Here is a 20,939-nt window from a genome sequence, read left to right as displayed (position 1 = left end):
GAGGGGTGAAGGCGCCGTGGAGGGGGCCGGAGTGCGGCCGAGGGGCGGTCAGACGCCCGGCGGGACCCGGGACGGGCGGCCGCTGCCGCGGGTCAGGGAGTAGCCGAACACGGCCGCGAGCGCACCGAGGACGCCACCGCCGACGGTCCAGATCCAGCGGTCCGTCCACCAGCCGGAGGCCCAGCCGTCGTCCGGCTCGCTGCCGAGCGACACCCGGGTCGTGGACTCGTCGTTCGAGGACGTGTCGTCGGACGTCTGCTGCGCGGAGGACGCCCCGGGCACCAGAGGCTCGCTCAGTGCGCCGTCGACGTCGTGGGCTCCGCCCTTGTCGGCTGTCGTCACCTCGACCTCGGTCCGTACCGGCTGCCCGAGATCGGCCGACGGCAGATCGACGACGGTGAGGCGTACGTAGTAGCTGCCCGGCAGCGGGTCGTCGGCCCACGGCTCGGACCAGGCACGGACGGTCCGCAGGACGCAGGAGAGTTCGACCGTCGACGCGTCCGCGGCCGCCTTCCTGGTCTGGTGGCCGTACATGCAGGCCTGCCGGCGCCGCAGCCCGTCGTAGACATCGACCTGCCAGGTCGACACGCCGTGCCGGGTGGCGCTCTCGGGCAGGGTGACCGTCGCCTTGACGGTGGCTCGCTGGCCCGCGTCGGCGGGGAACACCCAGTACAGGTAGTCACCCGTGGACGCCCCGGCGGTGGCGCGCTGGTTCTGCTGGATCGCCGTGGCGGTACGGAATGTGGTACCCGCCTCGGTGGGACCCGTACTTCCGTCGGACGCGCTCGGGCTCGGGCTCGCGGACGGGTCGTCGGCCGCGGCCGCCCCCGCCGACGTCAGCAGGGCGAACCCGGCCAGCAGCGCACCCGCGAGTACTCGTCTTGTACGCACCATCAGTTGGTCCTCCATACGGCGATGCGCCAGCGCGAGATCCAGCCGAGGAGCAGACCCGCGATCAGTCCGGTCAGGACGAGTACGCCCAGCAGCCACCAGCCGCGGCCGAGACCGAACGCGGCGGCGTCGGCCGCGTCGTCCGGCGCGTCCACCACGTCGACAGTCAGCTCGACCGGCATGCCCGGCGAGGTCTTCACGGAGGCGGGGGCCGAGAAGGAGTTGCTGAGCTGGAGGCAGACGGTCTCCGCGGCGGGCTTGTCCTCGCCGTCCGTGCTGTCCGTGTCGTCCTGCTCGGGCTTGGGGTAGCGCAGGCCGGACGAGATCGCGTCGGTGCGGCCGGTGCCGGACTCCGATCCTCTGACGATCTCGCGGCCGTGCACGGTGACGGCGCGCAGCAGCACGCCGTAGTCGTTGTTGACGGCTCGGTCCGCCGACACACTCACCGAGGCGCGCAGTTCCTGACCGGGCAGCACATCCACCCGGTACCAGCGGTGTTCGCCGAACTTCTGGCGGTCCGTGTAGAGACCCGCCTTGAGCTGCGGGGCGGCGGAGCAGCTGTCCGCGCCCTCGGTCGCCACCGGGGTGACGACGGGCTCGGCCGCCCGGTCCACCAACTGGGTCACGCGATCTGAGAGTTCATCGGTGTGCTGGACGGCCGTGTACGTCCCGCCGGTCGCCTCGGCGATGCAGGTGAGCTGCTGGCGGATCTTCGCGTTCGGTACCAGGCCCAGTGTGTCGATGACGAGGTGGATGCCGCGGGCCGCGATGTCGCGTGCCACCTCGCACGGGTCGAGCGGGCCGCAGGTGTCCTCGCCGTCGCTGATCAGCACGATGCGGCGGGTGGAGTCGCCGCCCTCGAGATCGTCGGCTGCGCCCAGCAGGGCCGGGCCGATCGGGGTCCAGCCGGTGGGGGCCAGGGTCGCGACTGCGGTCTTCGCCTCGGTGCGGTCGAGCGGGCCGACCGGGTAGAGCTGCTTGGTGTCCTTGCAGCCGACCTTCCGGTCGTCGCCCGGGTAGTCGGCGCCGAGGGTCCGGATGCCGAGCTGCACCTGCTCGGGCACCGCGTCCAGGACCTCGTTGAACGCCTGCTTCGCCGCGGTCATCCGGGACTGGCCGTCGATGTCACGGGTCCGCATGGAGCCGCTGACGTCGAGTACCAGCTCGACCTTGGGGGAGGCTTTGGTGGGGGCTTCGTCGGCGGCGGCGGGGAGGGCCGTGCCGAGCCCGGCGGTCAGGGTGGCAAGCAGAATGCCCACCCCGACCGTCAGCCTTCTTCTTATGATCATCGCCGGATACTAGTGAAGATCACATGGCATCCCCAAACCGGCAATCAGGCCCGTCCGGCGATTGACGGCAAATGCGCGGCCGGGGGCTGCGCAACCCGGTGAACGCGGGAGGTCACCGGGCTACTTGACCCCGCCCAGCAGTGGCTCCGCGGCCCGCTCCAGCACCGAGCCGACCCGCTCCCAGGTCTCCGTGTCCCTTTCGACGGCCGGCAGTTGGGTGTCGTCACCGGTGTCCCAGGAGGTGGCGATCGCGACCGGGTCCTGTCCCGTGGCCGCCGCCTGGGCGAGTGCGGCCGCGCCCAGAGCCACCAGTTCGCCGCTGCCGGGCACGATGACGGGCCGTCCGGAGAGCCGTCGTACCGTCTCCACCCAGGCGTGCCCCTGTGCGCCGCCGCCGATCAGGCGCAGCGGCCGGGCGGCCACCTCGGGGTCGGCCGGGTCGAGCCCGCAGGCCCGCAGCAGTTCGTCGAGGGCGCGCAGCACGGTGACGACCGCGCCTTCGTAGGCGGCGCCGAGGAGTTGCTGCGGGGTGGTGTCGTGCCGGAGGCCGGTGAGCAGGCCGGAGGCCGTGGGCAGGTCGGGGGTGCGCTCGCCGTCGAGGTAGGGGAGGAGCACCGCCTCGCCGCCGGGCGCCGTGTCGTTGCGGTCCAGGCCGAGCAGGGTGGCGACCTTGTCCACGGCGAGCGTGCAGTTGAGCGTGCAGGCCAGCGGGAGGTAGGTACCGTCCGCCGCGGCGAAACCGGAGAGCGCCGCCGATGCGGGCCGGGTCCCGGAGGCGGCGAAGACCGTACCCGAGGTACCGAGGCTGAGTACGGGGTGGTCCAGCAGCCCGGCGCCACCGAGACCGAGGCCGACCGCGGCGCTCATGTTGTCCCCGGTGCCCGCCGCCACGGCGATCCCGGCCGGCAGCCCCAGCGTCTGTGCCGCTTCGGCGGTCAGCGAACCGGCCCGGGCCGCTCCGGTCGTGGCCACCTCGGGCAGCAAGGCGGGGTCCAGGCCCAGCAGTTCGAGAAGCTCGGGGTCGTACGCACCGGTGGCGGTGGAGTACCAGCAGGTGCCCGACGCGTCGCCGGGGTCGGTGACGGCCACGCCCGTCAGCCGTTCGGTGAGGAAGTCGTGCGGGAGGCGGATCGCCGCGGTCGCGGCGGCGGTCTCCGGCTCGTTCTCGCGCAGCCACTGCCACTTCGACGCGGTCATGGAGGCAACCGGCACCGATCCGGTGCGGGCGGTCCAGGCAGCCGCACCGCCCAGTGCGGCGGTGAGGGCGGCGGCCTGCGGGGCGGAGCGGGTGTCGTTCCACAGCAGGGCGGGGCGCAGCGGCCGGCCCTCACGGTCGAGGACGACCAGGCCGTGCTGCTGACCGGCCACCGCGATGCCGGTGACGTCCGCGGCGGGTACGCCGGACTCCTTCAGCCCGGCGGCGACGGCGGCGCGCAGCGCCTGCCACCACACCTCGGGGTCGGTCTCGCGGGCCCCCGCCTCACCCGTGACGACATGCGGGGCACGTCCGACGGCGAGCAGCTGACCGGTGGCGGCGTCGACGAAGGCCGCCTTGGTGGACTGGGTGGAGCTGTCCACGCCGATGACGACGGTACGCGGCGGCATGGGTTACCTCATTCTCGCGGTGCGGGTGTGCGGGTGTGCGGGTGTGCGGGTGTGTGGATGCACTGGTGTGCTGGTGGGCACAGGTGCGAACGATTTGATCGTGCTGAAAACAAATTACGCGATCGCGTGCGTTCGGACCAGGGGCATCCCCGGATTCATGGAGACGTTGGGTGACGAGGGGTTACGGTGTGGAGGGGTGCCGTGCAAGATTAATCATGACACTGAACAAATAGGGGTTCGACGACCTCGATCGGTTGCGGACCCGACTGCACCGAAGGTGGTCAGACGATGACGGAACGCTTCACGCCCACCCCGGGAGACCGATTCACGTTCGGTCTGTGGACGGTGGGCTGGCAGGGACGCGACCCGTTCGGCGACGCGACCCGCGCGGCGCTCGACCCGGTCGAGTCCGTCCAGAGGCTCGCGGAGCTTGGTGCGTACGGTGTGACCTTCCACGACGACGACCTGATCCCGTTCGGCTCCACGGACACCGAGCGCGAAGGCCTCGTGAAGCGGTTCCGGCAGGCGCTGGACGCGACCGGTCTCGTCGTGCCCATGGCGACGACGAACCTGTTCACGCACCCGGTGTTCAAGGACGGCGCGTTCACTGCCAACGACCGCGACGTGCGGCGCTACGCGCTGCGCAAGGTCATCCGCAACATCGACCTCGCCGTCGAGCTCGGCGCCACCACGTATGTGGCGTGGGGCGGCCGCGAGGGCGCCGAGTCCGGTGGCGCCAAGGACGTGCGGGTGGCCCTGGACCGGATGAAGGAGGCCTTCGACCTGCTCGGCGAGTACGTCGTCGAGCAGGGCTACGACCTGCGGTTCGCGATCGAGCCGAAGCCGAACGAGCCGCGCGGCGACATCCTGCTGCCCACCGTCGGCCACGCCCTGGCGTTCATCGAGCGGCTCGAGCGCCCGGAGATGTACGGCGTCAACCCCGAGGTCGGCCACGAGCAGATGGCCGGACTGAACTTCCCGCACGGCATCGCCCAGGCCCTGTGGGCCGGCAAGCTCTACCACATCGACCTCAACGGCCAGTCCGGCATCAAGTACGACCAGGACCTCCGCTTCGGCGCCGGTGACCTGCGCCAGGCCTTCTGGCTCGTCGACCTCCTCGAGACCGCCGGATACGAGGGCCCGCGCCACTTCGACTTCAAGCCGCCGCGGACCGAGGGCTACGACGGTGTCTGGGCGTCGGCCGCCGGCTGCATGCGCAACTACCTGATCCTCAAGGAGCGCGCCGCCGCCTTCCGTGCCGACCCGGCCGTGCAGGATGCGCTGCGCGCGTCCCGGCTCGACGAGCTGGCCCTGCCCACCGCCGAGGACGGCGTGGCGGGGCTGCTGGCCGACCGGTCGGCGTACGAGGACTTCGATGTGACCGCGGCAGCGGAGCGCAGCATGGCGTTCGAGGCGTTGGACCAGCTGGCGCTGGACCACCTGCTCGGGGTCCGCTGACGCCAGGGCGCGGCCGCCGGACAGGTCCGGCGGCCGCACACCCTGGTTCGGCCCGCCGCCCGCACATCCCTCGGGGTCAGCCCGCCACCCGCGCCGCGTACGCCACGGGGTCGGCCAGCACGTCCTGCATCACCAGCGCCGCCGCACCCCGCGCAGCGTCGCCCGCGACCGACGAGGCGCGCAGCCGCCCGCCGCTGCGGGACCACAGCCCGGACACGACCCTGTCCGTGAGCTCCTCGTCGGCGGGCGCCGACAGCCACGGCATCAGGCCCCGGTAGATCCCGCCGAGTACCACCGCGTCCGGGTCGAGCAGATTCACCGCCCCGGACAGCACCCGGCCCAGCATCCGGCCGGCGTCGGCCACTGCGGCCACCGCCCGCTCGTCCCCGGCCCGGGTGCGCCGCTCCAGCTCGGCCACCCCGCTGCCGCGGCCGGTCTCCTCGATCCCGGCCGCCCGCAGGAGTGCCGACTGTCCCGCGTACTGCTCCAGGCAGCCACGCGAACCGCACCGGCACTCCGGCCCGTCCGCGTCGACCACCACATGCCCGATCTCCCCGGCGAACCCGTGCGCACCGCGCAGCAGTTCACCGTCGATGACCAGGGCGCCGCCGACGCCGATCTCACCCGTCAGATACAGAAAGCTGCGGATCTCGTCGAGCCCGCCGAACCAGAGCTCGGCCAGCGCCGCCAGATTGGCCTCGTTCTCCGAACTCACCGGCAGTTCCGTGCGGCCGGGACGCAGCGCGGCGAGCGAGGTCGCGAAGAGTTCCTCGGCGGGAACCTGGTTCCAGCCCAGATTGGGTGCCTGTCGCACCGCGCCGCCGGACACCAGACCGGGCAGTGCGAGCGCCACCCCGACCGGGAACAGCTCCTGCTCGGCCGCCGAGTCCAGGGTGCGCGCCGCGATCCCGGCGGCCCGCGCCAGCACCTCGGCGGGCGGGGCGCCCCGGTTGTCGAGGTGCTCGGTCAGCCGGACCCGGCCGGTGCCGGCCAGATCGACGACGCACACCGACACATAGTCGATGTTGACCTCCACGCCGAGCCCGGCGGGACCGGTGCGCGCCACCTTGAGTGCGGTGCCGGGGCGTCCGGCCTGCCCGCTGAACGTCTTGCCCGACTCGGTCAGGAACCCGCTGTCGAGCAGCTGCTCGACCAGCGAGGACACGGCGGCACGGGTCAGCCCCACGCGCGCGGCCACCCCGGCCCTGGTCGCCTCGCGGTCGCCCTCGTCACGGACGGCTCGCAGTACCAGGCTGAGGTTGCTCCGTCGCACGGTGTCCTTGTCGGCCTTGGGCCCCAGCGTCGTGAGGTTGCTCTTCATATCGCTGATGAGCCTATGCGATGCCGTACGTCAGTACGGTCCGGAGCCCGCTCCGGACCCGGCTCGGCGGTCCCCTGCGTGCGGGACCACCGAGCCCGGACCGTCCGGCTCACGCCGTGGCGCCGCGCTCCTCGATCATGTCCGCCATCAGCGCGATCTCCGACTGCTGGCCACGGACCATGCCGGCCGCCAGGTTCCTGATCTCGTCGGTGCCCGCCCCGGCGGCCGCCGCCTGTGCCATCTCCGCACCGGCCCGGTGGTGCACGGTCATCAGTCTGAGATACATCACCTCGGCGTCCTTCCCCTTCGCCGCCCGCAGTGCGTCCAGTTCGGTGTCGGTCGCCATGCCCGGCATCAGCGATCCGTCGCCCCTGGGCTCGACCGCGTGGCCCATCCACTCCATGGGCGGGCGGCTCGAGCTCTTGGCACGGCCCCACACGTCCAGCCAGCCGAGCATCATCCCGCGCTGATTGGCCTGGGTGTTGATGATGTCGTACGCGAGCCGCCGCACGTCCTCGTCGGTCGTCCGGTCACGGACGATGAACGACATCTCGACCGCCTGCTGATGGTGGATCGACATGTCACGGGCGAACTCCACATCGACCGAGGCGTCCGCGGGCGCAGCCGCCCGGTTCGCCTCCTGCGGGGTGGACGACGAGGTCGGACGTACGAGCATCAGTGCGACCAGCCCCAGAGCCAGCAGCAGCACCGCGGCTCCCGCCGCACCCATCCGCCAGGGAGTGCGGACCGAGGACGTCACTGGGCGATCCCGCCGGTGCACGCGGCGCCCGGCTCCGGAGTCTGCGGCCCCTGGACGTATTTGGTGAAGAACTGCGCGACGCGCGCGTCGGTCGCGCTCTTCACCGTGACCTGCTTGCCCCAGGCGCTGAGGATCAGCGGGGCGTCCTGGTCCTTGACCGGGCTCATGAGGGAGTACGGCGTCCTGGCGACGCGTTCGGTGAACTTCTCGATGTCGGCGGGCTTCGCCTTCTCGTTGTACGTGACCCAGACGGCGCCGTGCTCCAGCGAGTGGACGGCGTTCTCGTTCGGGATCGGCGCGGTGTAGACGTCGGCGTCGCAGTTCATCCACACCGGGTTGTGGTCGCCGCCGACCGGCGGGTTCATCGGGTAGTCGACCTTCTTCTGGACATGGTTCTGGGTGAGCTTGTCCCAGCCTTGCTCGCCTCGGACGGGCGAGGACTTGGCCTGCTCCTCGGCCTGGTCCTGCTCGTCGGCGGCGGACATCAGATAGCCGCCGCCCGCGACGAGTCCGGCGACGACGGCGATGGACGCGGCGATGGTGATGATGCGGCTACGGCGCTCGCGGGCCCGCTCCTTGCGGCGGGCCTCCTCCAGCTTGGCGCGGCGCGCGGCGGCAGGGCTGTGCTGCTTCTTGGCGGAAGGCATGGGGAGTCCTCGGGTTCAACACGATGTACGGAGAGTGGGCAGGCGGAGGAACTGGGCCTGCTTCTAGGTCCGTTGAACCTGGAGACGGAGGCGGTCGACGGCGCCCGCGGCATCGTTGGAGGGGCCGCGGATACCGGCGGCGCCGGTGAGTCGGCCCTCCGGTGCGGCGGCCGTGGAGGTGGGGAGTGCGACGGGGGAGGACTGGGGGGACAGGACGACGGGTGTCGCATGCTCCGAGGCGCCGTGGCAGGAACTGCCGGCGCCCCGGCCGCCCGGAGGCTCGGCCACGACGACGGTGCGCGCGGTCGGCGGGGGAGTCGCGCCGGGAGCCGTGACCGGAGTGGGGGTCGCGGTCACCGTCGCGGTCATGGCGTGGTGCGCGGCCGCGTCGGTCTCGGCGAGCGAACAGCACGAGACCACGGCGAGCACGGCGAACAGCCAGCCGAGAACGGCAGACGCACGGACGTCACCGCGCCGCGTGCAGGGCCGTTCTCCGAATCTGGTCATCATCGACATCGTAGCGGTGTGTGAAAGTTCAAGAAGTACGGGAGCCTGTGGATGCGGCAGTTGAGGGTTCCGCTGTCGGACCGGCGGGATAGTGTGCCCCGGTGACAACGCACTCGAACGTATCTGCGGGCTGGTATCCGGACCCTCATGGCGCGCCCCAGCTGCTGCGCTACTGGGACGGCTCCCAGTGGACCGAGCACACCAACCCGGCCGGCGGGCAGCCCCAGGCGCCGGTCCAGGGGCAGGTGCCCCAGCAGCAGGCCGCCCCCCAGTATCAGCAGGCCGCCGCTCAGCCGCAGGCCGCGCCGCAGCAGTTCGCCCCTCAGCAGGTGGCGCAGCCTCAGCAGGGTGGCGTCCCCGGCGGCGCCTCGCTCTTCAACCAGCAGGTCCTGGTCGTGAACCAGAAGGCCAAGCTGATCGAGGTGACGAACGAGTACAGCGTCTTCGACCAGCACGGCAACACGATCGGCTCGGTCATCCAGGTCGGCCAGAGCGCGCTGCGCAAGGTGCTGCGGTTCGTCTCCAGCATCGACCAGTACCTCACCCACAAGCTCGAGATCCGTGACGCGTACGGTCAGCCGCAGCTGCTCCTGACCCGCCCGGCGAAGTTCATCAAGTCCCGGGTCGTCGTGCAGCGCCCGGACGGCAGCCCCGTCGGCGAGATCGTCCAGCAGAACGCCATCGGCAAGATCAACTTCGCCATCATGGTCGACGGTCAGAAGATCGGTGCCATCAAGGCGGAGAACTGGCGCGCCTGGAACTTCGCGATCGTCGACCACAACGACGCGGAGATCGCCCGGATCACCAAGACCTGGGAAGGCCTCGCGAAGACGCTGTTCACGACGGCGGACAACTACGTGCTGCAGATCCACTACCAGCTGCCCGAGCCGCTGCTGAGCCTCGTCGTGGCGACGGCACTGACCGTGGACACCGCCCTCAAGCAGGACGCCCGCGGCCTCGGCTGACCGGCCCCCTTCCGCACGGCACGCACCGCCCGCGCATCCGTACATACATGTACGGGGGCGCGGGCGGACGCTTTTCCCCGGGAAGGCCGAACGGCCGCTGCCCGGTACGGGCGCCCCCCGGTGCGACGATGACTGGCATACCCTATCTGGTGCCGCCCCACATCCCTTCCGGCCGTCTCGCGGACGGTGCGCAGCCCGCCCTGCAGGTCGCCGGCGACCTGCTCCTGCGTCCGTGGGAGTGCACCGACGCACCCGCCGTCCTCGCCGCCTTCTCGGACCCGGCGATCCAACGCTGGCACCTGCGGCGGGCCGATTCCCAGGACGAGGCCCGCGACTGGATCGAACAGTGGCAGGACGCCTGGTACGCCGAGACCGGTGTCCACTGGGCGGTCGTCCGCCCGAAGGACGGTGCGCCTGGCGGAGCCGAGGAACTGCTCGGACGGATCTCGCTCCGCTCGCTGATGCTGGGCATCGGGCAGGCCGAATGCGCCTACTGGACCCTGCCCGCCGCCCGCGGGCAGGGCGTCGCCCCCAGGTCCGTGGCCGCCGTGGCGGGCTGGGCCTTCGACGAGGTCGGCTTCGAGCGTCTGGAGCTCGCCCACTCGGTCATGAACGAGGCGTCCTGCCGCGTCGCGACCAAGTCGGGCTTCGCGCTGGAGGGCACCCGGCGGCGGGGTCATCTGCACGCCGACGGCTGGCACGACATGCACATCCATGCCCGGATCCGGGACGACGGGGCGAGTGTGCCCGCCGGTCGGGGTGCTCGTCCCGAAAGACCCTAGGGGTGGCAGCGTCCTGCCCGTGCCGAATGCCACGGTGGCAGACGGTCGGGCGGAGGAGTCATCGGCGTTCCAGTGCCCGGTCGGTGAGGAGGCCCGCGGACCCGGTGTACCGGGCGGGGTCGGTCAGTTCCGCCAGATCGAGGCCGGCGAGCTCGGGTTCCTCGCGGAGGACGTCGAAGAGCACATCGGAGAGGTCGGCGGTCTCCGAGCGGGCCCGGTCCGCCGCGCCTGAAAGCACCTCCCTGGCCCGCGCCCGGCCGATCCGGCCGGCGAACACGGCAGCCAGTCGCTCCGAGACGATCAGACCGTCGGTGAGCTGAAGGTTCTCCCGCATGGCGTACGGGACGACCCGCAGTCCGGCCGCGAGTGCGGCGCCGTCGCGCGCGGCGCCGCCGACGAGCCGCAGCAGATCGCGCAGCGGCTCCCACTCGGCGTGCCACGCCCCGGCGGGCCGCTCGTCCTCGGCGGTCAGCGAGCCGTACAGGGTGGCCGCCAGGCCCGGGGCGCGGCGGGCGGCCGCCGCGATCAGCGTGGCGTGCACCGGATTCGCCTTGTGCGGCAAGGCCGACGAACCGCCCCACTCTTCCTCCTCGACCTCGCCGATCTCGGTGCGGGAGAGCGTGAGCACATCGGCGGCCATCTTGCCGAGAGCGCCCGCGGTGAAGGCGAGTGCACCGGCGAGATCGGCGATCGGGGTACGCAGGGTGTGCCAGGGCAACACCGGTTCCACCAGTCCGAGTTCGCGCGCGTAGGCGGCGACCAGAGCAAGCAGGTCGGCCTCTCCCTGCCCGTCGGCGTCCTCCTGCCCCTCGGTGTCCTCCTGTGCGACGGAGGGGGCGGAGAAGGCGGAGAAGGCCGCCAACGTGCCTGCCGCGCCACCCAGTTGGGCGGGCAGCGACGCCCGTACCGCGGTCAGCCGGTCCCGGGCGTCGAGGATCAGCGCACGCCACCCCGCAGCCTTCAGGCCGAACGTCGTCGGCACGGCGTGCTGGGTGAGCGTGCGCCCCGCCATCTGTGTGTCGCGGTGGGTGGTCGCGTGCCGTGCCACCTCGCCCGCCGTCCGCTCCAGGTCGTCCAGCACCGTTGCCAGCGTCCGTGAGGCGACCAGCATCGCGGCGGTGTCGAGGATGTCCTGGCTGGTCGCGCCCCGGTGCACATACGGCCGGGCGTCCTCGGGAACCGCCGCCGTGAGGTCCGCGACCAGGGGGATGACGGGGTTGCCGCCGGAGCGGGCCCGCAGCGCCAGGTCGCGTACGTCGAAGCGGTCGGCGTCCGCCGTCTCCGTCACCGCCCGCCCCGCCTCGGCGGGGGCGAGTCCGCAGGCGGACTGGGCGCGGGTCAGCGCGGCCTCGGCATCGAGCATCGCCTGAAGGAAGGCAGTGTCGCCGGTGGTGGCCTCGGCGGGGGAGCCGGCCCGCCCGGGGGCGAGCAGGCCGGCATCGCTCTCGTACATCAGCTGAACTCCATGAGGACCGTTTCGCCGGCGCCGTGCAGTCGGATGTCGAACCGGTGGGTGCGCCGGTCCATGGGCGTCGCGATCAGTGTGGCCCGGCGCTCCGCGCCCGGCGAGTCGAGCAATTGTTTTACGAGTGTAATATCTGCTAAAGTGTTTGGGTGAGTGATTCATCCATTCGTACCCGACAGCCCTCCGTCCGCAGACTCCCCCTGGTCGGTCCGTTGCGCCTGGCCCGCCCCTCGGACATGTGGTTCAAGCCGGCGCTGAGCGTGGTCGTCGCCTCCGCCGTGCCGAATCTGGCGCTCTTCGCCTTCGGCCGGCTCGACCTCGTGATGTACACGATGGCCGGCTCGCTCTGTGCGCTGTACGGCCACAGCCTTCCGTACGCCCGCCGCGCCCGTACCGTCGCCGGAGTCGTCGTCGGCATGCTCGTCGGCATGGCGATATCGCTGGTCACGGCCTCACTCACCGACTCGACCGCCGTGCTGATAGCCGTCGGCGCGCTTCTCGCGGCCGGGCAGAAGGTGCTCTGCGACGCCACCCGCATCGGGCCGCCCGGACCGGTGATCTTCACCTTCGTCACCTCGGCCGCACTCTTCGCCCCGCAGCACCTCGGCCAGGTGCCCGGACACCTGGCGCTGACAGCGGCCGCGGGCGCGGTCTCCTGGCTGGTCACCGTCGGGCCCGCGCTGCTGCGCCGGGAGGGTCCGGAGCGGCGCGCGACCGCCCGAGCCCTGGCCGCTGCCGCCGCGTACGCGGACGACCCCGGTCACCGAACCCGGCACGCCGCGGCCGCCGCCGTCCACACGGCCTGGCAGACACTGCTCGCCGCCGGGCGACCCACCCCCGTACGCCGTGAGCTGGAGCGGCTCGTCGTCCACGCCGAAGCCGCGCTCGCCCGGGGAGCCCTGGGTGCGCACCCCGGTGCCCACGCGCGTCGGGTCGGCGACGCCGACGGCGGTGGCCACGCCCGTACGGCGGACCCCGACAGCGAGCTCGCCCCTACGGCCGTCGGCACCCGCGCCGCCGACCACGACCTCGAAGCCCGTGTCGCCGGCCCCGACCGGCTCCGCGCCTGGGCCCGGCAGACCCGGGCCCGCGGCCCCGTTCCCACCCCGCCGCCCGCCTCCGGCACCGCCGAGGAGCTCTTCGGGATCGACGCCGAGCGGACCGCGCGCCGGACCGCAGGCCGACGCGACGCCCGCCGGGCGGTGCTGCGCGCACTCGCCCCCGGCTCCCCGCTGCTGCCCATCGCCGCCCGCGCCCTCATCGGCTGCGCCCTCGCCGGATATGTCTCGATGGCCGTCGGCGTCGGCCGCCCCTACTGGGCGATCGTCACCGCCGCCTCCCTCTACCAGGCCAATGTCACGCTCTCCTGGAACCGCGCCCTGCAGCGCACCCTCGGCAACCTCCTCGGTGTGCTCGTCTTCGCCGCGGTCCTCCCCGTCTCCCGGACGAGCTCACTCGCACTCATCGGCTGCTGCCTCTTCTTCAACTTCGCCGCAGAGGCCCTGATCACCCGTAACTACTGGCTCGGCTCCATAGCCGTGACCCCGATGGCCCTCCTCGTGCTGGAGTTCGGCGGCACGCACCCGGCCGGAGAGCTCATCGGCGACCGCGTCCTGGACACCGTCATCGGCGCCGCCGTCGGAATCCTCGCCGCCATGGCCGTCACCAACCGACGGGCCACCGGACGCCTGGAACGGGCGCTCGCCGCCACCGACCGGGCCCGGGCCCACGCCGTACAGACGATCGCCGCCCCGGCGCCCGCGCCCGTCGCCCTCGATGCGGCCCGCCGCAGGCTCACCGGATCGCTCGTCGAACTGCGCGAGGCCGGCGACGCGGCAGCCGGCGAATGGTGGCAGCGCGCCCTGCCCGAGGAGCACATTCTCGCGGCCGAGCAGGCCGGACACCGTACGCTCGCGGCGACAGCAACACGGCAGGGGCTGATCGCCCCGGCCCCGGAGAACGGAGCGGTGTGACCGACGACATCGTCGCCTCGGTGGTACGGCAGTGGCACGCCGTCAACCCGGAGCTGGACACCGGACCGATGGAACTCATCGGCCGCATCAACCGCTGCGCCGCCCTGCTCCAGCAGGCGGAGGACGCCCCGCTGCGCGCCGCCGGACTCTCCCGCGCCGAATTCGACCTGCTGGGCGCCGTACGGCGTACCGACCGCGAACTCACCCCCGGCGAGCTGGCCAGGGAGACGTTCTCCTCCGGTGCGGCCGTCACCAAGCGACTCCGGATCCTCCAGGAGCGCGGCCTGGTCGACCGTCGCAGCGACGAGCGCGACCGGCGCGTCACACACGTCCGTCTGACCGAGGAGGGGCGCGCCCTGGTCGACCAGCTGCTGCCCCGGCAGCTGGCGTACGAACGCGCCGTGCTCTCCGGTCTCGACGAGCGGACCCGCGGCGAACTCAGTGCGCAGCTCAGCGAATTGCTGGTCCAGCTGGAGGGACGCATCGGCGGGGCCCGGCGCTGACCCACGCACCGGACCCCGCTGCGCCCGGGCGGGCGACGGCCGTCAGACGGCCCGCTCCGGCCGTCGGCCGACCCACGGATGCGCGGCCAGGGTCAGCATGCAATCGGGGGTGGCGGCTCAGACCGCCGTGCAGCCCCCGTCCACGACGAGTTCGGTGACGGTCACGAGGCGGGACTCGTCGGAGGCCAGGTAGAGCACGCCGTACGCGATCGCGTGTGCCTGCGCACCTCGGAGTGGGACGGAATGGCCCATTCGGCGATCGATGCGGTCTGCCAACTCCACTCCCGCCGTACCCCTCTCCGAAAGTAAGTCCTGACAATGTCCCGCGCAGCGGTACGTGAGTCGTCACATCGCTCGCGTTCGGGCGCTCCGTCACTCCTCGCACACGGCTGAAGCCGGTGCGTGCAAAAACTCGTGAGTGTATTACCGCCGGAGCGCTCACGCAGGGGGTTGGGCGAATATGCCGAAGCACTGTTTCTATCTGGCTAAGCTCACGCGCAGTGAAGTCGAGTTGATATGAATTCGAGCACTTGTTCCTGCGTGCCCTGGATGTGCGCATACCTCCCGAATCAACCGTCAGAGGTCTTAGATGGTTCGAGTTGAATCACCGCCGATCGACAGAGAAATTCCCGTCGCTCGCGCCGCGTTGCTCCCCGTGCTCCTGATGGCCGGCGCGACTGCTGCCGCCGCGGTGCTGGTCTCCGAGCCCGCGCGGACAGCAGTTGTCTGGTGCGGAGCCGCTGCCACCGTCGTGGTCGCCTCACTCGGCGTCGTGCTCGCCCGTCGCCGGCGCGCGATGCGCAGGCAGCGCGCCGAGTACGAACGCCGCCTCGCCGTCCTTGAACATCGCCTCGCCACCCATGACGAAGAGGCCGTTCGGATCAGCAAGGAGCTGCTGCCGGCCGCGATCCACCGGCTCAGGGTGGGCAACTCGCCCGACGAGGTACTGCGCGACGTCGTCGACTCCGACGAGACGTATCGCGATCTTCCCGATGCCCAACGCGCCCTCGTCCGCACGGTGCTGGACATCATCGACAACGAAGAGGCGATGCGTGACTCCGGACAGCGCGCCTTCGTCAACGTCGCCCGGCGCGTCCAGGCGATCGTCCACCGCCAGGCCTCCGAGCTGCGGGAGATGGAGGAGCACCACGGTCGCAACCCCGACGTCTTCGACGACCTGCTGCGCATCGACCACGGCACCGCGCTGATCGGCCGCCTCGCCGACTCCATCGCGGTGCTCGGCGGCGCCCGCCCCAGCCGCCAATGGCCCAAGCCCGTACCGCTGTTCAGTGTGCTGCGTGGCGCCATGTCCCGGATCCTCGAGTACCCGCGTGTCGATCTGCACTCGATCGCCAAGGTCGCCATCATCGGCACCGCGGTCGAGCCGCTCATCCACGCCTGCGCCGAGCTCCTCGACAACGCCACCCGCTACTCGCCGCCGCAGACCCGGGTGCACGTCACCGCGGTCGAGGTGCAGTCCGGCATCGCCATCGAGATCGAGGACGGCGGCGTCAGCCTCAGCGAGGAGGCCCGCGAACGGGCGGAGAACATGCTCGCCAGGGCGCAGGCCGGATCCAATATGAACGACCTCGGCGAGTCCCCGCGGCTCGGCATGGCCGTTGTCGGCCGGCTCTCCCGGATGTACGACCTCCAGGTCTCGCTGCGGCAGTCCGCGTACGGCGGGGTCCGCGCCGTCCTCATCGTGCCTCGCGCCATGATCACCACCGGCCCCGCACCCGGTATCGCCCACGGCATCGGCGCCACGTCGAGGCCCACCAGCGACATCGACCTCTCGAACATGAAGCACGTCGTGCCGCCGCGCAGCAAGCGCCGCCAGCCTCTCCCCGTGGAATCCCGCCCGGCCACCGGACCGGTCGCCTCCGACTCCCGGCCGGCCGCCCCCGCGTCCGCGTCCGCCATGGGGGACGACGCCCCTGTGGTGACCGAGTGGACCTCCGGCGGCCTCCCGCAGCGCCGCAGCCGCGGCCGCGCACCGCTCGGCTCGCACAATCTCCCCGCGCAGTCGGCGGCCCCCGCAGCAGGGCAGCGCAACGGTAGCGACAGCGCCAAGGAGCCGCCGCCCGGACTCTGGCTGGAGGCATTCACCAACGCCGTCAACGGCGTGCCGCAGGAGCCGAAGACCGGCGAAGACTTTGACGATGCGTGGGACAAGGGAGATCTGAAGTGATCCAGCAGCGGGGCAATATGGACTGGATGCTCAAGGAACTGGCCGACGACGTTCCTGACATCCATCAGATCGTGGTGCTCTCCGCGGACGGCCTGCGCATCGCCCGGCACGGCGGCGACCCCGATGTCGCCGACCGGCTGGCGGCCGCCTGCGCCGGACTGCAGAGCCTGGCCGCCGCCGTCGCCTCCGAAATCCCGTACAGCGACGGGATGATGCGGCTCGTCGTCATCGAAGTCACCGGCGGTTTCTTCTACTTGATGGCTGCCGGGACCGGTGCCTACCTCGCGGTCCTCGCCGGAGAGACGGTGGACGCGGGACTCGTCGGAGCACGGATGCGCGACATGGTCGTGAGGATCGGCGCCCACCTCACGAGCCCGCCGCGTCATGACGGGCAGGCCGGATGAGTTCTCCCCGACGAGAACGCCGAAAGGCCGATCCGGCACTGAGCGATCCGGAACGGCTGTACGTGATCACCGGCGATCCCGACGGCAGCGAGCGGGCGGTGCTCGACCTGGTCACGATGATCGTCGCGAAGGTGGAACCGGCGCCGACGGTCCAGCCCGAACAGGCCGTGATCCTGCGGCTCTGCCAGGCGCCGTTATCCGTCGCCGAGGTCTCGGCCTACCTCAGCCTGCCGTTCAGCGTGGTGACTTTGCTCCTCACCGATCTCCTCACGACCGAACTGATCGAATCGCGCGCGCCCATCGTCCGCGCCACACTCCCGGACAGGTCCCTTCTCGAAGCGGTGATGCATGGACTTCAGAAACTCTGACACGATCACCGGCCCCAGGACCGAGGACATCCTGCCCACCACGGCCACAGCGGCTGTGAAGGTGGTGATAGTTGGTGGGTTCGGGGTCGGCAAGACGACCATGGTCGGTTCCGTCAGCGAGATCCGGCCGCTGACCACCGAAGAGACCATGACCCAGGCCGGCGTCGGCGTGGACGACAACGTCGGGGTGGAGAGCAAGACCGCCACCACCGTCGCCATGGACTTCGGCCGGATCAGCATCAGCGACGAGCTGATCCTCTACCTCTTCGGCACCCCGGGCCAGGAACGCTTCTGGTTCCTGTGGAACGGACTCTTCGAGGGCGCGCTCGGCGCCGTCGTGCTCATCGACACCCGGCGCCTCGAAGTCAGCTTCGACGTGATCGGGCGTCTGGAGGAGCGTGGCGTGCCGTTCGTCGTCGCCGTCAACACCTTCCCGGACGCCCCGAAGCACCCGGTCGAGGCATTGCGCAGCGCCCTGGACCTGCCGGACGAGGTTCCGATGATCGACTGCGACGCGAGACTGCGCGCGTCCAGCCGCGATGTGCTGATGACCCTGATGCGCTATCTGCACAGCCTGGCCGTCCCGCTCGGCTGACCCCACTGCGCTGTGCCCGCCCCCACGCGCACTCCGCTGGACACCCTGGCACCCGCTCGATCCCTCGCCCGTACACATCCGATCTCGGCAGCCTCATCCCTGGAGCGATCGTGACAACCCCTTTCCACTACGAGCCCGGCGCGGCCACGGGGCCTGTTCCACCGCCCGAGTGCCCGGCCCACGGCCTCGGTATCGGACCCGGCGGGCTGCGCCGGTTCTACGGCCCCGAGGCAGAGCGGGACCCCGCAGGGCTGTACGACAAGCTGCGCGCCGAACACGGCACGGTGGCACCGATCCTGCTGCACGGGGACGTACCCGCCTGGCTGGTGCTCGGGCACAGCGAGAACCTGCACCTGACCCGCACCCCCTCGCAGTTCTCCCGCGACTCCCGGCGCTGGCGGGCCCTGCAGGACGGCAGTGTCGCCCCGGACCACCCGCTGGCCCCGATCTTCACCTGGCAGCCGGTGTGCGTGTTCGCCGACGGCGACACCCATGAACGGCTGCGCGGCGCGGTCACCGACAGCATGGCGCGCATCGACCACCGCGGCGTGCGCCGTCACATCAACCGCTTCAGTAACCGCCTCGTCAACGACTTCTGCCAGGAAGGCCGTGTCGACCTGGTCAGCCAGTTCGCCGAGCAGCTGCCGATGATGGTGATGTGCGCGATCCTCGGCATGCCCGAGGAGTACAACGACCGCATGGTGCAGGCCGCCCGCGACATGACCCGGGGCACGGCGACCGCTGTCGCGAGCAACGCCTATGTCGTTGCCGCGCTGAGCCGGCTGGTCCAACGACGCCGGACCGAACCCGCCGCCGACTTCGCCACCTGGCTCGTCGAGCATCCCGCGGGAATGACCGACACCGAGGTCACCGAGCATCTGCGGCTGATCCTCATCGCCGCCTACGAGGCGACCGCCAACCTGATCGCCAACGTGCTGCGCATGGTGCTCACCGACCCGCGGTTCCGGGCCAGGCTCAGCGGCGGCCACATGACGGTGCCGGAGGCGGTCGAGCAGACGCTGTGGGACGAGCCGCCGTTCACCGCGGTGTTCGGCCGCTGGGCGGTCGGCGACACGGAGCTCGGTGGCCAGCGGATCAGGGAGGGCGACGCGCTGATCGTCGGCATCGCACCCGCCAACACGGACCCGGTGGTACGGCCCGATCTCACCGCCAACATGGAGGGCAACCGCGCCCACCTCGCGTTCAGTGGCGGCCCGCACGAATGCCCCGGCCAGGACATCGGGCGAGCGATCGCGGACGTCGGTGTCGATGCCCTGCTGATGCGCCTGCCGGACCTCGAACTGGCCGTCGACGAGAGCCAGCTGCAGTGGATCGGGAACATCATGTCCCGGCATCTCGTGGAACTGCCCGCGGACTTCGCCGCCCGCCCGCCGCAGGACGACAACGAACCGCCGCCGACGGTCCGGCGCAACCCGGCGCGCGAGAACTGGGAAGTGCAGTCGTCGGTCCGGCACACGCCGCCCGCGTCGGTGCACACTCCGGCGCCCTCGCCCGTTCCGGCCGGTGCCGAAGCGCAGGCTGCCTCCGGCGGGGCCGCTGAGGTGCAGGGGGGCGGGGTGCGGACCGAGACGGCGCCCGAAAACACGGCCGCGGGGCAGTCGGCAGCCGGCCGGATCCCGCGCCGGCGCAGGCCGGCCGCACCGTCGAGGCTGTGGCACGCGGTAACGCGCTGGTGGAGCGGCTACTGACCTGGCTGCCCGCGCACCGACCGGCACGGTCGGCACGAACGCAGTTACGGGCCGGTGGTCCCGGACCTCGGAGTCCGGGACCACCGGCCCGCGCGCTTGCCGCGGTGATGGCGGCGGGCACGGTACGGAGCTTCGGGCCCGTACCATGCGGAAGCGTGAAGCTGACAATTCTGGGCGGCGGCGGATTCCGGGTCCCCCTGGTGTACGGGGCGCTGCTCGCCGACCACGCCGAAGGCCGCGTCACCGCCGTCACCCTCTACGACACCGATGCCGACCGGCTCACCGCCGTCGCCCGTGTCCTCGCCGATCAGGCCGAGGGGGTGCCGGACGCACCCGCCGTTCTCGCCACCACCGAGCTCGACGAGGCACTGCGGGGCGCCGACTTCGTCTTCTCCGCCATCCGTGTCGGCGGCCTCGAAGGCCGTGCCGCCGACGAACGGGTCGCCCTCGACGAAGGCGTGCTCGGTCAGGAGACGGTCGGCGCGGGCGGCATCGCGTACGGGCTGCGCACCGTCCCCGTCGCGGACGCTCTCGCCCGCCGCATCGCACGGCTCGCCCCGCACGCCTGGGTCATCAACTTCACCAACCCGGCAGGTCTGGTCACCGAAGCCATGTCCCGCCACCTCGGCGACCGGGTCATGGGCATCTGCGACTCGCCGGTGGGCCTCGGCCGCCGTATCGCCCGGACCCTGGGCGCGGACCCCGACCGCGCCTGGATCGACTACGTCGGCCTCAACCACCTGGGCTGGGTCCGCGGGCTGCACATCGACGGCCGCGACGAACTGCCGCGCCTGCTCGCCGACCCGGAGTTGCTGGGCTCGTTCGAGGAGGGCAAGCTCTTCGGCACCGACTGGCTGCGTTCACTCGGTGCGATCCCCAACGAGTACCTGCACTACTACTACTTCAACCGGGAAGCCGTCCGCGCCTACCAGGACGCCGAGCAGACCCGCGGCGCCTTCCTCCGCGACCAGCAGGAGGGCTTCTACGCCCGGATGAAGGACCCGGCCACCCCCGCCCTGCCGACCTGGGACCGCACCCGCGCCGAACGCGAGGCCACCTACATGTCGGAGAACAGGGAGGTCGCCGGGGCCGGAGAGCGGGACGAGAGCGATCTGGAGTCCGGCGGGTACGAACAGGTCGCCCTCGCCCTCATGCGGGCCGTCGCCCGCAATGAGCGGACCTCCCTCATCCTCAACGTCCGCAACCGCACCACGCTGTCCGTGCTCGACGCGGACGCCGTCATCGAGGTGCCCTGCCTCGTCGACGCCAACGGCGCCCACCCCGTAGCCGTCGACCCCCTCCCGTATCACGCCGTCGGCCTGGTCACGGCGGTCAAAGCCGTCGAGCGCGCGGTCCTCGACGCGGCGGCAACCGGCTCACGCGCCACCGCCGTACAGGCCTTCGCACTGCACCCCCTCGTCGACTCGGTCTCGGTCGCCCGCCGACTCGTCGACGGGTATACGAAGGCTCATCCCGGACTCGCCTATCTGAACCGGGCCTGACAGGACA

Annotated in this window: 20 protein-coding genes and 1 pseudogene; 11 read left to right on the top strand and 10 right to left on the bottom strand. The window is 71.6% G+C overall.

The annotated features are described in order from the left end of the window. Positions 1-48 precede the first annotated feature (48 nt). The 3 genes from OHA03_RS01045 to xylB all read right to left on the bottom strand — a co-directional run bounded on the left by OHA03_RS01045 (position 49) and on the right by xylB (position 3,785). The gene (locus tag OHA03_RS01045; RefSeq protein WP_266999812.1) at positions 49-894 is read right to left on the bottom strand and encodes a hypothetical protein; all 846 of its coding nucleotides are present in this window, start codon (positions 892-894) and stop codon (positions 49-51) included. After that, positions 894-2,180, bottom strand: coding sequence for a VWA domain-containing protein (locus OHA03_RS01040; RefSeq protein WP_266999810.1), 1,287 nt, complete (start codon positions 2,178-2,180; stop codon positions 894-896). Before OHA03_RS01040 ends, OHA03_RS01045 begins: the two co-directional genes overlap by 1 nt. Before the next feature lie 120 nt (positions 2,181-2,300). Further along, entirely contained in the window at positions 2,301-3,785 is a 1,485-nt protein-coding gene (gene xylB, locus OHA03_RS01035) for a xylulokinase (RefSeq protein ID WP_266999808.1), read from the bottom strand. 288 nt (positions 3,786-4,073) lie between these two features. On the opposite strand from xylB, the gene xylA reads away from it, so the two are divergent. Next, complete coding sequence (gene xylA, locus OHA03_RS01030; protein WP_266999806.1) at positions 4,074-5,243, top strand: xylose isomerase; 1,170 nt, start codon at positions 4,074-4,076, stop codon at positions 5,241-5,243. A 76-nt stretch (positions 5,244-5,319) separates the two neighbouring features. Here xylA and OHA03_RS01025 read toward each other — a convergent pair whose 3' ends face one another. The 4 genes from OHA03_RS01025 to OHA03_RS01010 form a co-directional block, all read right to left on the bottom strand. Next, positions 5,320-6,564: an ROK family protein gene (locus tag OHA03_RS01025; protein WP_266999804.1), complete on the bottom strand. Its 1,245-nt coding sequence runs from the start codon at positions 6,562-6,564 to the stop codon at positions 5,320-5,322. Positions 6,565-6,673: 109 nt separating this feature from the next. Then, the gene (locus OHA03_RS01020; RefSeq protein WP_267007880.1) at positions 6,674-7,294 is read right to left on the bottom strand and encodes a DUF305 domain-containing protein; all 621 of its coding nucleotides are present in this window, start codon (positions 7,292-7,294) and stop codon (positions 6,674-6,676) included. Positions 7,295-7,320: 26 nt separating this feature from the next. Then, positions 7,321-7,971, bottom strand: a complete 651-nt coding sequence (locus OHA03_RS01015; protein WP_266999802.1) for a DUF3105 domain-containing protein — start codon at positions 7,969-7,971, stop codon at positions 7,321-7,323. 63 nt (positions 7,972-8,034) lie between these two features. Then, the gene (locus OHA03_RS01010) at positions 8,035-8,478 is read right to left on the bottom strand and encodes a hypothetical protein (RefSeq protein WP_266999800.1); all 444 of its coding nucleotides are present in this window, start codon (positions 8,476-8,478) and stop codon (positions 8,035-8,037) included. Positions 8,479-8,579: 101 nt separating this feature from the next. Between OHA03_RS01010 and OHA03_RS01005 the strand changes: the two genes are divergently transcribed. Together OHA03_RS01005 and OHA03_RS01000 are read left to right on the top strand one after the other, a co-directional pair. After that, entirely contained in the window at positions 8,580-9,443 is an 864-nt protein-coding gene (locus OHA03_RS01005) for a phospholipid scramblase-related protein (RefSeq protein WP_266999798.1), read from the top strand. A gap of 128 nt (positions 9,444-9,571) precedes the next feature. After that, on the top strand, positions 9,572-10,225 hold the full coding sequence (locus OHA03_RS01000) for a GNAT family N-acetyltransferase (RefSeq protein ID WP_266999796.1): 654 nt from the start codon (positions 9,572-9,574) through the stop codon (positions 10,223-10,225). A 58-nt stretch (positions 10,226-10,283) separates the two neighbouring features. Here the strand turns inward: OHA03_RS01000 and pcaB are convergent, their stop codons facing one another. Next, a complete protein-coding gene (gene pcaB / locus OHA03_RS00995) occupies positions 10,284-11,678 on the bottom strand; it encodes a 3-carboxy-cis,cis-muconate cycloisomerase (protein WP_266999794.1) in 1,395 nt (464 codons plus the stop codon). Beyond that, a pseudogene (locus tag OHA03_RS00990) lies at positions 11,678-11,785 on the bottom strand (protocatechuate 3,4-dioxygenase subunit alpha); the annotation flags it as partial. The pseudogene OHA03_RS00990 and the gene pcaB, both read right to left, overlap by 1 nt. A gap of 54 nt (positions 11,786-11,839) precedes the next feature. Between OHA03_RS00990 and OHA03_RS00985 the strand changes: the two are divergent. Beyond that, complete coding sequence (locus OHA03_RS00985; RefSeq protein WP_266999792.1) at positions 11,840-13,663, top strand: FUSC family protein; 1,824 nt, start codon at positions 11,840-11,842, stop codon at positions 13,661-13,663. Further along, positions 13,660-14,166, top strand: a complete 507-nt coding sequence (locus tag OHA03_RS00980) for a MarR family winged helix-turn-helix transcriptional regulator (RefSeq protein WP_266999790.1) — start codon at positions 13,660-13,662, stop codon at positions 14,164-14,166. The genes OHA03_RS00985 and OHA03_RS00980 overlap by 4 nt, the downstream gene beginning before the upstream one ends. A gap of 117 nt (positions 14,167-14,283) precedes the next feature. Here OHA03_RS00980 and OHA03_RS00975 read toward each other — a convergent pair whose 3' ends face one another. Beyond that, positions 14,284-14,448, bottom strand: coding sequence for an SDR family oxidoreductase (locus OHA03_RS00975; RefSeq protein WP_266999788.1), 165 nt, complete (start codon positions 14,446-14,448; stop codon positions 14,284-14,286). A 307-nt stretch (positions 14,449-14,755) separates the two neighbouring features. Between OHA03_RS00975 and OHA03_RS00970 the strand changes: the two genes are divergently transcribed. The 6 genes from OHA03_RS00970 (at position 14,756) to OHA03_RS00945 (ending at position 20,932) form a co-directional block, all read left to right on the top strand. Beyond that, the gene (locus tag OHA03_RS00970; RefSeq protein WP_266999786.1) at positions 14,756-16,354 is read left to right on the top strand and encodes a sensor histidine kinase KdpD; all 1,599 of its coding nucleotides are present in this window, start codon (positions 14,756-14,758) and stop codon (positions 16,352-16,354) included. Continuing rightward, a complete protein-coding gene (locus OHA03_RS00965) occupies positions 16,351-16,758 on the top strand; it encodes a roadblock/LC7 domain-containing protein (protein ID WP_030929977.1) in 408 nt (135 codons plus the stop codon). The genes OHA03_RS00970 and OHA03_RS00965 overlap by 4 nt, the downstream gene beginning before the upstream one ends. After that, complete coding sequence (locus OHA03_RS00960; protein WP_266999780.1) at positions 16,755-17,126, top strand: DUF742 domain-containing protein; 372 nt, start codon at positions 16,755-16,757, stop codon at positions 17,124-17,126. The genes OHA03_RS00965 and OHA03_RS00960 overlap by 4 nt, the downstream gene beginning before the upstream one ends. Continuing rightward, positions 17,107-17,721 (top strand): ATP/GTP-binding protein, encoded by a 615-nt coding sequence (locus tag OHA03_RS00955; protein ID WP_093779424.1) that lies wholly within the window; start codon positions 17,107-17,109, stop codon positions 17,719-17,721. The genes OHA03_RS00960 and OHA03_RS00955 overlap by 20 nt, the downstream gene beginning before the upstream one ends. A 110-nt stretch (positions 17,722-17,831) precedes the next feature. Further along, positions 17,832-19,430, top strand: coding sequence for a cytochrome P450 (locus OHA03_RS00950; protein ID WP_266999778.1), 1,599 nt, complete (start codon positions 17,832-17,834; stop codon positions 19,428-19,430). Positions 19,431-19,585: 155 nt separating this feature from the next. Next, a complete protein-coding gene (locus OHA03_RS00945) occupies positions 19,586-20,932 on the top strand; it encodes a 6-phospho-beta-glucosidase (RefSeq protein WP_266999776.1) in 1,347 nt (448 codons plus the stop codon). Positions 20,933-20,939 lie beyond the last annotated feature (7 nt).

Source organism: Streptomyces sp. NBC_00154, from assembly GCF_026342835.1.
GTDB lineage: Bacteria > Actinomycetota > Actinomycetes > Streptomycetales > Streptomycetaceae > Streptomyces.
The sequence above is the reverse complement of the archived record's forward strand: the minus strand, read 5'-3'. Positions and strand labels throughout refer to the sequence as shown.